This is a genomic window from Rhodococcus sp. PSBB066 (assembly GCF_017068255.1).
GTDB classification, from domain to species: Bacteria; Actinomycetota; Actinomycetes; order Mycobacteriales; family Mycobacteriaceae; genus Rhodococcus; species Rhodococcus aetherivorans.
Genome location: NZ_CP070859.1, coordinates 3,387,377 through 3,401,207, shown reverse-complemented (window position 1 = coordinate 3,401,207; position 13,831 = coordinate 3,387,377). Strand labels below are relative to the sequence as shown.

Sequence of the window (13,831 nt, the reverse complement as noted above, 5' to 3'; positions counted from 1 at the left end):
CCTACCGTATGTCCTCCGCGGCGGCGCGCGCATCCCGGCGCACCATCCGTACCGCCTCGAGAACCGCGGCGGCCACCTCGCTGTGACCGTCCCAGCCCCAGTGGATGCCGTCCGGGTTCGCCGCGCCGGAGTGGATGTCCGCGTGCACGGCCTCGCCGAGATCGACCAGGGGAACCGACTTTTCGGACGCCCAGCGGTTGATCGCCCGGGCCGCGGCGGGACGGCCGCGGTGCACGGCGCGGTACTGCTCGCTGCGATGCACCGACGGCAGCGTGCCGATCACGGGCAGGTCCGGCCGCATGTACGCCAGCGACTCGCGGATGGTTTCGAGGTAGTCCACGCTGACCCGGGGCGGCAGGGCCACCGGCCAGCCGAGGGGCGAGAGCCGGGGCTGCAGCCATCCGTAGGTCTCCCGCACGACGCGGCGCAGGCGCGGCGGCCGCACGTAGCGCAGGGTCTCCCGCAGCGCCGTCGGCAGAGGGGACGGCAGGGTGTCCATGCCGCCCACGGCCAGCACGACGGCACCGGCCCGCGGGATCGTCGCCCACACGCGTGGATCCTGCGTCATCGCCCACCACGCGTCGCGTGTCGTCCACCCGATCCGCGCGACGAGTTCGACGTCCCAGTCGAGTTCCCGCGCCACGATGTTCGGCCAGATCCGCGGATGGTCCGCCGGCAGTCCGCCCTTCGGGCCGTAGTAGCTGAGCGAGTCACCGATCACGAGCAGCGTCGGCCGCTGCGGCCCGGCCACCGGCCGTGGGTCAGAGGACGTCATCGGCCGCCACCGTAGCCGTCGCGTTCCACACGTCGAGCCGCCACGCGGGCTGGTCCCCGTATCCGCTGAGCTGGACCCAGCCGGTGTTGCCGAGTCCGCCGAGGACCGGCCACCGGTCGACCGGGAGATCGAGCAGTGCGGCGGTCAGTGCCGCGATCAGTCCGCCGTGCGCGACGACGATGATCGGCCGCTGCACCCACTGCTCGTGTTTGTCGAGCAGTTCCTGGATCACCGGGGCGCTGCGCCGGGCCACGTCGACCCGGCTCTCCCCCTCGGGAGGCGCCCAGGTGGCGTCGGCCCGCCACGCTGCCCGCGCCCCCGGGGACACCGAGTCCACGTCGTGGTGGGTCAGGCCCTGCCACCGGCCGAGGTGGGTCTCGCGCAGCCGCGGATCGATCGCCACCGGCAGGCCGGCCTGGTCACCGAGTTCGACGGCGGTGTCGTAGGCGCGCCGCAGATCGGAGGAGACGATCGCCACGGGCCGGTGCTCGACGAGGATCCGGGCGGCGGCCACGGCCTGACGCCGCCCCAGCTCGGACAGCTCGGTATCGAGCTGCCCCTGCATCCGGCTGGTGGCGTTGTACTCGGTCTGCCCGTGACGCACCAGGATCAGGCGCCGGACCGGTACCCGATGGGTCACCGGTCGCCCGGCGTGTCGTCCGCGGTGGGCGTGGCGTCGTCGGCCGCGGGCGACCCCGCGCCGGTGTCGTCGGCCGCGGGCGACCCCGCGCCGGTGTCGTCGGCCGCGGGCGACCCCGCGCCGGTGTCGTCGGCCGGCGCGGGAGCGCCGATGCCGTCGACGGTGATCACCGGGCAGTCCTTCCACAGCCGGTCGAGTGCGTAGAAGTTGCGTTCGTCGTCGTGCTGGATGTGTACCACCACGTCGACGTAGTCCAGCAGCGTCCAGCGACCCTCGCGGGTGCCCTCGCGCCGCACGGGCTTGTGGCCTGCCAGCCGCAGCTTCTCCTCGACGTTGTCGACGATGGCGTTGACCTGACGCTCGTTGGCCGCGGAGGCGATCACGAAGCAGTCGGTGATGACCAGTTGCTCGGACACGTCCAGCACCACGACATCGGTGGCCAGTTTCTCGTCGGCCGCGCGGGCCGCGATGCGTGCCATCTCGATGGCTTCTGCAGTTGCCGTCACTGCGTGGTCTTCCTCTCGGGGTGGGGGTGGGACTCGGGGTGGGGGTGGGACTCGGCGTGGGGATATGACACGGTCGCCGCCCCGTCGAGGCGCCGCGAGTTCGCGGGCCGGTACAGGTTGCGCTTGGTGATGTACTGCACCACCCCGTCCGGCACCAGGTACCAGATGGGCCTGTGGTCACGCACCCGCGTCCGGCAGTCGGTCGAGGAGATCGCCAGCGCGGGGATCTCGACGAGACCGACGGTGTCGGCGGGCAGTTTCTCGAGGTGTTCGGCGAGATGCTCGACGTGCAGGTCGTAGCCCGGACGCGACACTCCCACGAACCGGGCCAGCTCGAACAATTCGGTCCAGTTCTGCCACGACAGGATCGAGGCGATCGCGTCGGCGCCGGTGATGAAGTACAGCTGGGCGTCGGGCATCAGCGAACGCAGGTCGCGCAGCGTGTCGACAGTGTAGGTGGCCTTGTCCCGCTCGATGTCGACCCGGCTGACGGAGAACCGCGGATTCGAGGCGGTCGCGATGACCGTCATCAGATAGCGGTCCTCGGCCGTGCTGACCTCGCTCCCCGACTTCTGCCACGGCTGTCCGGTGGGCACGAACACGACCTCGTCGAGGTCGTACCGGTCGGCCACCTCGCTGGCTGCGACGAGGTGCCCGTGGTGGATGGGGTCGAAGGTGCCGCCCATGACACCGACGCGACGTCGTGTGTCACCGACGCCGTGTCGTGTGTCACCGTCGCGACGTCGCGGCGCCGGATTCGGGGCGGATGGCTCATGCACGATTGTCCAGCTTACGGGTTCACACCGGCAGCAGGCCCGCCACCACCTGCGCGAGCTGCTGCGCGGACCGGCACTCGTGCATCGTGATCACCTCGCCGTACGCCTTCGCCGCCGAATCTCCGGCTCCCCATTGGCCGCGGGGTTCCGGGTTGAGCCAGTGGGCGTGCCGGGCGACGGCCACCAGGTGCTCGAGGGCGCCGAGGTTGGGATCGCGGTAGTTGGTCCGCGCGTCACCGAGCACGAGCAGGGAGCTGCGGCTGGTGAGGCTGTGCGCGTACCGCTCGGTGAACACGCCCAGCGCGTGACCGTAGTCGGAGTGGCCGTCGTAGGCGATCAGCTCGGCCTCGCGCAGCATCCGCGACATAGCGGCCCCGAGGTCGGCGCCGGCGGAGAAGTGGTGGGTGACCTCGTCGGTGCTGTCGATGAACGCGAACACCCGGACGCGGGAGAACTGCTCGCGCAGGGCATGCACGAGCAGCAGGGTGAAGTGGGAGAAGCCGGCGACCGACCCGGAGACGTCGCAGAGCACCACCAGCTCCGGACGGGCCGGGCGCGGCTTGCGGTTGACCAGGTCGATGGGCACCCCGCCGGTGGACATCGACTTGCGCAGCGTCCGGCGCAGGTCGATCGCTCCCGCACGGGCCCGCCGCCGGCGCGCGGCGAGCCGGCTCGCCAGCAGCCGCGCCAGCGGGGTGACGCTGCGGCGCAGCGCGGTGAGCTCGGCGTCGGTGGCACGCAGGAAGTCGACCTCCTCGGCGAGCTTGGGCACCCCGTAGGTGGCGACGCGGTCGCGTCCGACCTGTTCGGCGGTGCGGCGACGCGTCTCGCGCTCGACCATGGCCCGGAAATCCGCCACTCGGCGCGCCGCCGTGCGGCGCGCCACCTCGGTGGCGTACTCGGTGTCCTGAGCCCGCTCCTCCGGGCCGGCGTTGCCGAGCAGGCCCTCGAGGATCTTCGAGACCAGCGTTTCGGGCGACACCTGGCGCAGCGCCTGGTACGCCGAGAACGACGGTCCGTTGCCCGAGGTGTACTGCCCCAGCTCCTCGACGATCTGCGCGGTCAGCAGCTCGACGAGCTCGACCGCGTCGGCGGAGTCGTCGGCGAGTATCTCGGCGATCAGATCCCGCAGCGCCTCGAAGTCGATCTCGCCGTCCGGGGTGCGCGGCAGCGCCGGATCGATCCCGCCGGCCTCGCGGCGGCCGACCGCTGCCGGGAACCACAGGTCGAACAGGGCATCGAAGGTCGGGCGGTGGGTGGGCCGGCGCAGCAGCGCGCACGCCAGCCCCTCGCGGAGGGCGTCCCGGTCGAGCAGGTCGAGCACCGACATGACCCGGCCGGCATCGACGGTCTCGGACGGTCCTACGGGAATGCCGCGGCGGCGCAGTGCCTCGACGAACCCGACCAGGTGGCCGGGCAGGCCGTGCGGCGCCGCCGGCCCCTGGTCCCGCACCGGCGGGCGTGCCCCGGCCATGTCAGTTCAACCGCAGCTCGGCCGCGGCCCGCAGCTGATCGGACTGGTGTTTGAGGATCACCCCGAGCGTGGCCCGCACGGCGGCGTCGTCGAGGGTGTCGAGGCCCAGGGCGAGCAGCGTGCGACCCCAGTCGATCGTCTCCGCCACCGACGGCAGCTTCTTGAGCTGCATGCCGCGCAGCACCCGGACCGTGCGCACGAGCTGCTCGGCGACCGTCTCGGGCAGCTCCGGTACCCGGCTCGCCAGGATGCGGCGCTCGAGGTCGGCGTCGGGGAAGTCGAGGTGCAGAAACAGGCAGCGTCGCTTGAGTGCCTCGGACAGCTCCCGCGTCGCGTTCGAGGTGAGCACCGTGAAGGGCTTGCGGGTGGCGCTGATGGTGCCGAGCTCGGGCACGGTCACCGCGAAATCGCTGAGCACCTCGAGCAGCAGACCCTCGATCTCCACGTCCGCCTTGTCGACCTCGTCGACCAGGAGCACCGTCGGATCCTCCCGGCGGATGGCGGTCAGCAGCGGGCGCGGCAGGAGGAACTCCTCGGAGAACACGTCCTGCTTCGTCGCGTCCCAGGAATGGTCGGTGCCGGCCTGGATCCGCAGGATCTGCTTGGCGTGGTTCCACTCGTACAGCGCCCGCGACTCGTCGACACCCTCGTAGCACTGCAGCCGCACCAGCTCGGCGCCGGAGGTCTGCGCCACCGCCCGGGCGAGCTCGGTCTTGCCCACCCCGGCGGGGCCCTCGATGAGCAGCGGCTTGCCGAGGCGGTCGGCGAGGAACACCGCGGTGGCCGTGGCCTTGTCGGCGAGGTATCCGGTCTCGGCGAGGCGGTCGATCACCTCGTCGACGTCGGCGAAGATCGGCGGGGTGGTCGGCAGCGCACGGTCCACGCTGTGTCCTTTCGTCGGGGCCGGCCCTGTCGGGTCCGGGTCTCGTCCGGTCCGGTCTCGTCGAGCGCTGTCGCGAACCCTCAGGCCGGCCGGGTGTGGCCGTCGCCCCACACCACCCACTTGGTGGAGGTGAGTTCCGGCAGTCCCATCGGGCCGCGGGCATGCAGCTTCTGGGTGGAGATGCCGATCTCGGCACCGAACCCGAACTGCTCGCCGTCGGTGAACGCCGTCGAGGCGTTGACCATAACGGCTGCGGCGTCGACCCGCGCGGAGAACTCCCGGGCCGCCGCGAGGTCGGAGGTGACGATGGCCTCGGTGTGGCCGGTGCCGTACCGGTCGATGTGCGCGACGGCCGCGTCGAGGTCGTCGACGACGGCGAGCGCGATGTCGAGGCTCAGGTACTCCTCCGCCCAGTCGGCCTCGGTGGCCGGCTCGAGGCCGGGCAGGTCACCGTGCACGGTGACGCTGTGGTTCTGCAGCACATGCAGCAGCCGGGGTACGGCGGTGTCGGCGACGGCCTTGTCCACCAGAATCGTCTCGGCGGTGTTGCACACGCTGGGCCGGCGGGTCTTGGCGTTGACGACGATCTTCTCGGCCATGTCCAGATCGGCCGACGCGTGCACGTACACGTGGCAGTTGCCCACGCCCGTCTCGATGGTGGGCACGGTGGCGTCGCGGACGACGGCGGAGATCAGGCCGGCACCGCCGCGCGGGATGACGACGTCGACGAGTCCGCGTGCCTGGATGAGGTGCGTGACCGAGGACCGGTCCGCGCTGGGCAGCAGTTGTACGGCGTCCTCCGGCAGCTCCTGCATCGCGAGGGCGCCGCGCAGGGCCTCGACGAGGGCGGCGTTGGAGTGGGCTGCCGACGACGACCCGCGCAGCAGGGCCGCGTTGCCGGACTTGAGGGCCAGGCCGAAGGCGTCGACGGTGACGTTGGGCCGGGCCTCGTACACCATCCCGACGACGCCGAGCGGCACCCGCATCTGCCGGATCTCGAGGCCGTTGGGCAGGGTCGAGCCACGGACCACCTCGCCGATCGGGTCGGGCAGCCCCGCGACCTGCCGCAGCCCCGCCGCGATGCCCTCGACGCGGGCCTGCGTCAGCCGGAGCCGGTCGAGCAGGGACTCCTCGGTGCCCGCCGCGCGGGCGGTCTCGATGTCCTCGGCGTTCGCGGCGAGCACCGCGTCGGACGCGGCGAGCACCGCGTCCGCGGCGGCGTGCAGGGCGGCGTCCTTCTGCGCGGTGGTGAGCAGGGCGAGCCGGCGGGAGGCGACGCGGGCGCGACGGGCCGCGGCGTGCACGGCCTCGCGGGTGTCCCCGGCGCCGGTCGCCCGGACGTCCCCGGAAACGGTTGCAGATGAGTCAGGGGTCACGGCAGTCATGGCCCCCAGACTAGTCCGCGCCCGGGCGGATCAGCGCAGCCCGGTCCCCCCGCGCCAGGGCGGATCAGCGCAGCCCGGTCCCCCGCGCCAGGGCGGTGTCCACCAGCGTGGACAGCAGCGTGCGGTACTCGAGACCGCTGGCCTCCCACATACGCGGGTACATCGAGATCGACGTGAACCCGGGCATGGTGTTGATCTCGTTGATCACGGGCCCGTCCTCCGTGACGAAGAAGTCGACGCGGGACAGGCCCTGGCAGTCGAGGGCGCGGAAGGCGCGGACCGCGAGCTCCCGGATCCGGTCGGAGACGTCGTCGTCGAGCTTGGCGGGCACGTCGAACTCGCACACGTCGTCGAGGTACTTGGTGTCGAAGTCGTAGAACGCCTCGTGATCGCCGGACGGGTCGGGCATCCGGATCTCGGCGACGACACTGGCGCGCACGTCGCCGTCGGGGAACTCGAGCACGCCGCACTCGACCTCGCGACCGACGATCGCGGATTCGACGATCACCTTCGGGTCGTGCCAGCGGGCCTTCTCGATCGCCGCGTCGAGCGCCGCCCAGTCGGCGACACGGCTGATCCCGATGGAGGAGCCGCCGCGGGCGGGCTTGACGAAGACCGGGAGGCCGAGACGCTGTTTCTGCTCCTCGGTGAGGGTCGCGGCGCCGGGGCGCAGCACGATCTGGAATCCGACGGGCAGGCCCTCGGCCGCGAGCAGCTTCTTGGTGAACTCCTTGTCCATCCCGGCGGCGCTGGCGAGCACGCCGGGTCCCACGTACGGAACGCCGGCGAGCTCGAGCAGCCCCTGGATCGTGCCGTCCTCGCCGTAGGCGCCGTGCAGCACCGGGAACACGACGTCGACGGAGGCGAGCACCTTGCCGAACTCGCCCTCGTCGAGGGCGACGATGTCACCGGCCCGAGTGGGGTCGGCGGTGAGCACCAGCGCCGTTCCCTCCGCGTCGACGGTCGGCAACTCGCGGCCCGCCTTGGCGAGCCGTTCGGGATCCGTGTCGGCGAGCACCCAGGCGCCGTCGGTGGTGATGCCGATCGGGACGGCCTCGTAACGCTGCGGGTCGAGGTGGCGCAGGATGCTGCCCGCCGAAACGCAGGAGACGGAATGTTCGTTGCTGCGGCCGCCGAAGACGACGGCCACCCGGATACGGGGTGTGCTCACGGCACAAACCGTACCGGTGCCGCCGCCCCGGTAGATACCCGAGTCCTGCTCAGCACCGGGAGAGCGCGCGGTCGAGATCGTCGAGCAGGTCGGCGGTGTCCTCGATCCCGCAGGACAATCGCACGAAGCCGGCCGGTACGGGATCGCCCCAGCGGGCGCGCCGGTCGGCGGTGGTGTGGATGCCCCCGAAACTGGTCGCGGCGGTGACGAGCTCGCTCGCCGCGACGAACCGGTGGAACTGCTGTTCGCCGTCGAGCCGGAACGTCACCAGCGGCCCGAACCGGCGCATCTGTGCCGCGGCGACGGGGTGGGCGGGATCGTCGCCCAGACCGGGGTAGCGGACGCCGCGCACGGCGGGATGCTCGCGCAGCATCGACGCCGCGGCGAGCGCGTTGGCGCACTGCCGGTCGAAGCGCAGCCCGGCGGTGCCCAGGCTGCGGTGCGCCAGCCACGTCTCGAACGGGCCGAGGACGGTCCCGGAGAGCAGGCGCTCCCGGTCGAGGGCCGGCACGAGTGCATCGTCGGCGACAGCGAGGTACCCCATCAGCAGATCGCTGTGCCCGCTGAGCGATTTCGTGCCGCTGGCGACGACGATGTCCGCGCCCAGCGCGAGCGGCTGCTGCCCCAGCGGGGTGGCGGTGGTGTTGTCCACCAGCAGCAGGGCGCCGGCCGTCCGGCACAGCGCCGCGGTGGCGCGCAGATCGACGACGTCCAGTCCCGGGTTCGACGGGGTCTCGGCCAGCACGAGCGCGCCCTCGCCGGCGCCGGCGAGGACAGCGCGGAGACTGCCGTCGCCGAACTGGGCGGCGGTGAGTTCGTGGACCGTGATCCCGAGGGGCTCGAGGCGTTCCCGCGCGTATTCGCGCACCTGGTAGTACCCGTCGGCGGGGACGACGACGGTGCCGCCGCCACGGGTCAGCGCCCGCAGCGCGACGGTGACCGCGGACATCCCGGACCCGACGACCCGGGCCGCGGCCGCGCCCTCGAGCGCGGCCAGCGCGGATTCGAGGGCACGCCAACCGGGATTCGAGGCGCGGGCGTAGGTGTCGGTCTCCGTGCCCTCCGCGCCGAGCTGGTAGGGGGCGGCGAGGACCGGACCGGGCTGCAGCGGAGCCCCTGGAATATGTTCGGCAGCAACCGCTTTCACGCAGCGTGTGGAGTCACCCGGCACGGTCTCACTCCGGCTTGATCCGGCGGCCGAGCAGCAGCCCGATCGCCTCGGGCACCGACATGCCCTCGTAGCAGACGCGGTGCACGGCGTCGGTGAGCGGCATCTCCACGTCGTAACTGGCCGCCAGCGCCCGGACGGAGGTGCACGACTTGACCCCCTCGGCCACCTGGCCGTGCGTGGCCTCCTGGGCGCTTTCGAGTGTCCCTCCCCTGCCCAGTCGCTCCCCGAACGAACGGTTACGCGACAGCGGCGAGGTGCACGTGGCCACGAGGTCGCCGACACCCGCCAGCCCGGCCAGGGTGGTCGGCTTGGCACCGAGGGCAGTTCCCAGCCGGGTGATCTCGGCCAGCCCACGGGTGATGATGGAGGCGATCGTGTTGTCGCCGAGGCCGACACCGGCGGCCATGCCGCACGCGAGCGCGATGACGTTCTTGCACGCGCCGCCGATCTCGCAGCCGATCACGTCGGTGTTCGTGTAGGGCCTGAAATACCCTGTTGCACATGCTCTTTGAATCTCGAGCGCCCGAGTGGAGTCGGAACACGCGATCACCGTGGCGGCGGGCTGCCGATCGGCGATCTCGCGGGCGAGATTCGGCCCGGACAACACCGCGATGCGGTCGTGTTCGGCACCGGTCACCTGGGCGATCACCTGACTCATCCGCATGAGGGTGCCGCCCTCGATGCCTTTCGCCAGGCTCAGCAGGGTCGCGTCGGAACCGATGTCGTCGCGCCACGCCCCGAGATTCGCGCGCAGCGTCTGCGACGGCACCGCGAGGACGAGGAAGTCCACTCCGTCGAGTGCGACGCGGTGATCCGCGGTGGCGCGCAACGTCGAGGGCAACTCGACGCCCGGCAGATAGTCCGGGTTCTCGTGCCGGGCGGCGATCGCCTCGGCCACCTCCGCGCGCCGCGCCCAGATCGTCACGTCCGTTCCGGCCTCCGCCAGTACCTTCGCGAAGGCCGTCCCCCACGACCCCGCACCCAACACCGCAGCCTTGCTCACGCAGTCCCCTTACTCGTGTCCGATCCCGTCCGCAGACCACCGCCGCGACCGCTCCAGTATCGCCCACCGCCGCGCCCGCGACCGTCCTCGTCGCCGACTGGCAGAATCGACGACCATGACCGCCGCGCACGCGCTGATTCCCGTCAAGGCCCTCGGCCTGGCGAAGTCGCGGCTGGCGCACGTCCTCGACCCCGGCACCCGAGCGGCCCTGGTGCTCGCGATGCTCGACGACACCCTCCACGCGGCGCTGGCGGTCGAGGGGCTCGCCGTCACCGTGATCACCACCGACGCCGATGTCGCCGCGCTGGCTCTCCGCGCGGGGGCGCACACGCTCGCCGATCCCCCCGCCGTCGACACGGCCGGCACCGCCGTCGATCCGCTGAATGCGGCGCTCGCCGCCGCGGCCCGGCGGGTGCGGTCCCGCGAGCCCGGCGTGGATCTGGTCGCGCTGCACGCGGACCTGCCGGCCCTGCGGCCCGCCGAACTGTCCGCGGCCCTGACCGCGGCGCGCGAGGTCGGCCGGGCGGTCGTCGTGGACCACACCGGCACCGGCACCTCGGCGCTGCTGCACTGCACGACCGAACCGCTGCACCCGCTGTTCGGCCCGGACTCGGCGCACCGTCACGTGCGGGCGGGAGCCCACCCCCTGGCCGGGGACTGGCCGGGACTGCGGCTCGACGTGGACACCGTCGCCGATCTCGAGGCCGCCACGGCGCAGGGCGTGGGGCCCGCGACGGCCTCGGCTCTGGGGCGGATCGGATGGCCGATGCCCGTTCGTCATCCCGACTTCGGGTGACGTACGTCGACGGATTGTCCGCCGTTCCGAAACTGAGGGATGATCGACGTGTGAAACACGGCGATTCCACGGACCAGCGCATCGACACCGAACCTCCCGGGTTCGCCGGGGCATCCGGCGACGGCGGAGCCGGACTCGACGGCACCACCGCCACCCGTTCGGCCTCGGCGCCGAGTGCCCCGCCCGCAGCCACGATGCTGCAGGCGGTCGCCGACGGCTTGCCGCTGGACCGCTACCTCAACCGGGAACTGAGCTGGCTCGACTTCAACGCGCGGGTGCTCGCGCTGGCCGAGGACACGTCTCTGCCGCTCCTCGAACGCGCCAAGTTCCTTGCGATCTTCGCCTCGAACCTCGACGAGTTCTACATGGTGCGCGTCGCCGGCCTCAAGCGCCGTGCCGAAACCGGCCTGTCGGTCCGCTCCGCCGACGGGCTGTCGCCACGAGCGCAACTCGCGCTCATCGCGCGCAGCACCCAGGAGATCGCGCGCCGGCACGCTCTCGTCTTCCTCGATTCGGTCCTGCCCGCCCTGACCGCCGAAGGCATTTCCATCATCGACTGGGAGGATCTGACCGACGACGAAAAACAGCGCCTGACCGCGTACTTCGTCGAGCAGGTGTTCCCGGTACTGACGCCCCTCGCGGTCGATCCGGCACACCCGTTCCCGTACATCAGCGGGCTGAGCCTCAACCTCGCTGTCACCGTGAAGGATCTGGAGTCCGCCGGGGAGCACTTCGCGCGGGTGAAGGTGCCGGACAACGTCGATCGCTTCGTCCGGGTCCGCCGGGAAGGCTCCCCGGACGAGATCGACGCGTTCCTGCCTCTCGAGGAACTCATCGCGTCACATCTCGACGTGCTGTTCCCCGGCATGGAAATCGTCGAGCACCACGCCTTCCGGGTCACGCGCAACGCCGACTTCGAGGTCGAGGAGGACCGCGACGAGGATCTCCTCCAGGCGCTCGAGCGGGAACTCGCCCGTCGCCGCTTCGGTTCTCCCGTGCGTCTCGAGGTCGCCGACGACATGACCGAGCACATGCTCGAACTGCTGCTGCGCGAGCTCGACGTCGATCCCGCCGACGTGGTGCAGCTGCCGGGACTGCTGGACCTGTCGAGCCTGTGGCAGGTGCACGGCGTGGACCGCCCCGACCTGAAGGACCGGCCGTTCGTGCCGGCCACGCACCCCGCGTTCGGCGAACGCGAGACCCCCAAGAGCGTGTTCTCGACGCTGCGCGAGGGCGACGTGCTGGTGCACCACCCCTACGATTCCTTCTCCACCAGCGTGCAACGGTTCATCGAGCAGGCCGCAGCCGACAGCCAGGTGCTCGCGATCAAGCAGACCCTCTACCGCACCTCCGGCGACTCCCCCATCGTCAACGCACTGATCGCCGCGGCGGAGGCCGGCAAGCAGGTGGTGGCGCTGGTGGAGATCAAGGCCCGCTTCGACGAGCAGGCGAACATCAAGTGGGCCCGCAAACTCGAACAGGCCGGCGTGCACGTGGTGTACGGCCTGGTGGGACTCAAGACCCACTGCAAGACGTGCCTCGTGGTCCGCCGGGAGGGCTCGCTCATCCGCCGCTACTGCCACATCGGTACCGGCAACTACAACCCGAAGACCGCCCGGCTCTACGAGGACGTCGGCCTGCTCACCGCCGCCCCGGAGATCGGCGCGGACCTGACCGATCTGTTCAACACGCTCACCGGTTACTCGCGGATGGCGAAGTACCGCAACCTGCTCGTGGCCCCGCACGGCGTGCGGGCGGGCATCATCGAACGGATCGACGCCGAGATCGAGCACCACGCGGCCGGTCGCGACGCCCGGATCCGCCTGAAGGCCAATGCGCTGGTCGACGAGCAGGTCATCGACGCGCTGTACCGCGCCTCCTGCGCGGGGGTGCCGGTGGAGATCGTCGTGCGCGGCATCTGCGCGCTCAAGCCCGGAGTACCCGGACTGAGCGAGAACATCACGGTGCGGTCCATCCTCGGGCGGTTCCTGGAGCACTCGCGCGTCCTGCACTTCCGGGCAGCCGACGAGATCTGGATCGGCAGCGCCGACATGATGCATCGCAACCTCGATCGCCGGGTGGAGGTGATGGCACAGGTGAAGGATCCCCGACTGGCGGCGCAACTCGACTCGATCTTCGAGTCGGCGCTCGACCCGGCCACCCGGTGCTGGACGTTGCGGGCCGACGGAACCTGGCTCGCGTCGCCGGCTCCCGGAACCGCGGCCCGTGACCATCAAGAAGAGCTCATGCGTAGCCGTAGCTCCTGATCGGAAGGATGTCGGTGTCCCCCGTTTCCGACAACGCAATGCGAGCCAACATCTTCGCCGCCGGGGCTGTCCTCTGGCGACGGAATCCGACCGACCGGAACCGTTTCGATGTGGCGGTCGTGCACCGGCCGCGTTACGACGACTGGTCCTTCCCCAAGGGCAAGCTCGATCCCGGCGAGACCCCGATCGTCGCCGCCCTGCGCGAGATCGAGGAGGAGACCGGGATTTCGGCGCGTCTCGGCCGGTATCTCGGCAAGGTCACCTACCCGGTGCCGGGTCACCGCAAGCTCAAGCGGGTGGACTACTGGGCCGCCGAGAAGCGCAGCGGGGAGTTCACCCCCAACGACGAGGTCGACGAGCTGCGCTGGCTCGCACCCGACGACGCCTTCGCGGCCCTGTCGTACCCGATGGACCACACGGTGCTGCGCCGCTTCCAGGCCCTGCCGCCGGACACGGCGACGGTGCTGATCGTGCGGCATGCCAAGGCCGGCAGCCGCAGGAATCACCGGGGCGACGATCGGGACCGGCCGCTCGACGCGGCGGGCCGTGCCCAGGCCCAGGCCCTCGTTCCGCAACTGCTCGCGTTCGGCGCCGACAGCGTGGTCGCCGCGGACCGGGCACGCTGCGTGCAGACGGTGCAACCGCTCGCGGACCGGCTCGGGATCGACGTTGCCGTCGAACCCTCCCTCACGGAGGAGGAGTACAGCGCCGACCCGCAACTCGGGCGCAAGCGGGTGCTCGACCTCGCCCAGCGCGGCGGGGTGCCGGTGATCTGCAGCCAGGGCAAGGTGATCCCGGACCTTGTGCAATGGTGGGCCGAGCACGACGGGATCACCGCGCCGAACACGCGTAACCGCAAGGGCAGCACGTGGGTGCTGTCGCTCGCCGGCGACCGGCTCGTCGCGGTGGACCACATCGACAGCCCGCTGCCCGCCGGGCCCGCCTGAACGCGCTTCGGCGGCCATCGAGGTTCCCCCGATGGCC

At 71.5% G+C, this 13,831-nt stretch carries 13 protein-coding genes; 3 read left to right on the top strand and 10 right to left on the bottom strand.

Annotated features, from left to right (window positions below; genetic code table 11):
• Nucleotide 1: 1 nt before the first annotated feature.
• The 10 genes from octT to JYA75_RS15525 form a co-directional block, all read right to left on the bottom strand.
• Nucleotides 2-775: a diglucosylglycerate octanoyltransferase gene (octT, locus tag JYA75_RS15570; protein ID WP_029544384.1), complete on the bottom strand. Its 774-nt coding sequence runs from the start codon at nt 773-775 to the stop codon at nt 2-4.
• Nucleotides 762-1,415, bottom strand: coding sequence for a histidine phosphatase family protein (locus JYA75_RS15565; protein ID WP_006933762.1), 654 nt, complete (start codon nt 1,413-1,415; stop codon nt 762-764). The genes octT and JYA75_RS15565 overlap by 14 nt, the downstream gene beginning before the upstream one ends.
• Nucleotides 1,412-1,921: a ribosome silencing factor gene (gene rsfS, locus JYA75_RS15560; protein WP_006933760.1), complete on the bottom strand. Its 510-nt coding sequence runs from the start codon at nt 1,919-1,921 to the stop codon at nt 1,412-1,414. Before rsfS ends, JYA75_RS15565 begins: the two co-directional genes overlap by 4 nt.
• On the bottom strand, nt 1,918-2,700 hold the full coding sequence (gene nadD, locus JYA75_RS15555) for a nicotinate-nucleotide adenylyltransferase (RefSeq protein WP_080688406.1): 783 nt from the start codon (nt 2,698-2,700) through the stop codon (nt 1,918-1,920). Before nadD ends, rsfS begins: the two co-directional genes overlap by 4 nt.
• 19 nt (nt 2,701-2,719) lie before the next feature.
• Nucleotides 2,720-4,171 (bottom strand): VWA domain-containing protein, encoded by a 1,452-nt coding sequence (locus tag JYA75_RS15550; RefSeq protein WP_029544388.1) that lies wholly within the window; start codon nt 4,169-4,171, stop codon nt 2,720-2,722.
• A 1-nt stretch (nt 4,172) separates the two neighbouring features.
• Nucleotides 4,173-5,054: a MoxR family ATPase gene (locus tag JYA75_RS15545; RefSeq protein WP_006933754.1), complete on the bottom strand. Its 882-nt coding sequence runs from the start codon at nt 5,052-5,054 to the stop codon at nt 4,173-4,175.
• Nucleotides 5,055-5,134: 80 nt separating this feature from the next.
• A complete protein-coding gene (locus JYA75_RS15540) occupies nt 5,135-6,439 on the bottom strand; it encodes a glutamate-5-semialdehyde dehydrogenase (RefSeq protein ID WP_168579777.1) in 1,305 nt (434 codons plus the stop codon).
• Between the two features lie 64 nt (nt 6,440-6,503).
• Entirely contained in the window at nt 6,504-7,610 is a 1,107-nt protein-coding gene (locus JYA75_RS15535; RefSeq protein ID WP_203329192.1) for a D-alanine--D-alanine ligase family protein, read from the bottom strand.
• Between the two features lie 49 nt (nt 7,611-7,659).
• Complete coding sequence (locus JYA75_RS15530) at nt 7,660-8,781, bottom strand: cystathionine gamma-lyase (protein WP_006933748.1); 1,122 nt, start codon at nt 8,779-8,781, stop codon at nt 7,660-7,662.
• A gap of 4 nt (nt 8,782-8,785) precedes the next feature.
• The gene (locus JYA75_RS15525; RefSeq protein WP_006933747.1) at nt 8,786-9,784 is read right to left on the bottom strand and encodes an NAD(P)H-dependent glycerol-3-phosphate dehydrogenase; all 999 of its coding nucleotides are present in this window, start codon (nt 9,782-9,784) and stop codon (nt 8,786-8,788) included.
• Nucleotides 9,785-9,899: 115 nt separating this feature from the next.
• Here JYA75_RS15525 and cofC point away from each other — a divergent pair, with 115 nt between their 5' ends.
• From cofC to JYA75_RS15510, 3 genes are read left to right on the top strand one after another with little or no spacing between them, the layout of a single operon-like run.
• The gene (gene cofC, locus JYA75_RS15520) at nt 9,900-10,580 is read left to right on the top strand and encodes a 2-phospho-L-lactate guanylyltransferase (RefSeq protein WP_006933746.1); all 681 of its coding nucleotides are present in this window, start codon (nt 9,900-9,902) and stop codon (nt 10,578-10,580) included.
• 50 nt (nt 10,581-10,630) lie between these two features.
• Nucleotides 10,631-12,847 carry an RNA degradosome polyphosphate kinase gene (locus JYA75_RS15515; RefSeq protein ID WP_050035410.1) on the top strand — a complete coding sequence of 739 codons (2,217 nt, stop codon included), beginning with the start codon at nt 10,631-10,633 and terminating at the stop codon, nt 12,845-12,847.
• 8 nt (nt 12,848-12,855) lie between these two features.
• Nucleotides 12,856-13,794, top strand: coding sequence for an NUDIX hydrolase (locus JYA75_RS15510; protein WP_065922444.1), 939 nt, complete (start codon nt 12,856-12,858; stop codon nt 13,792-13,794).
• Nucleotides 13,795-13,831: the final 37 nt, after the last annotated feature.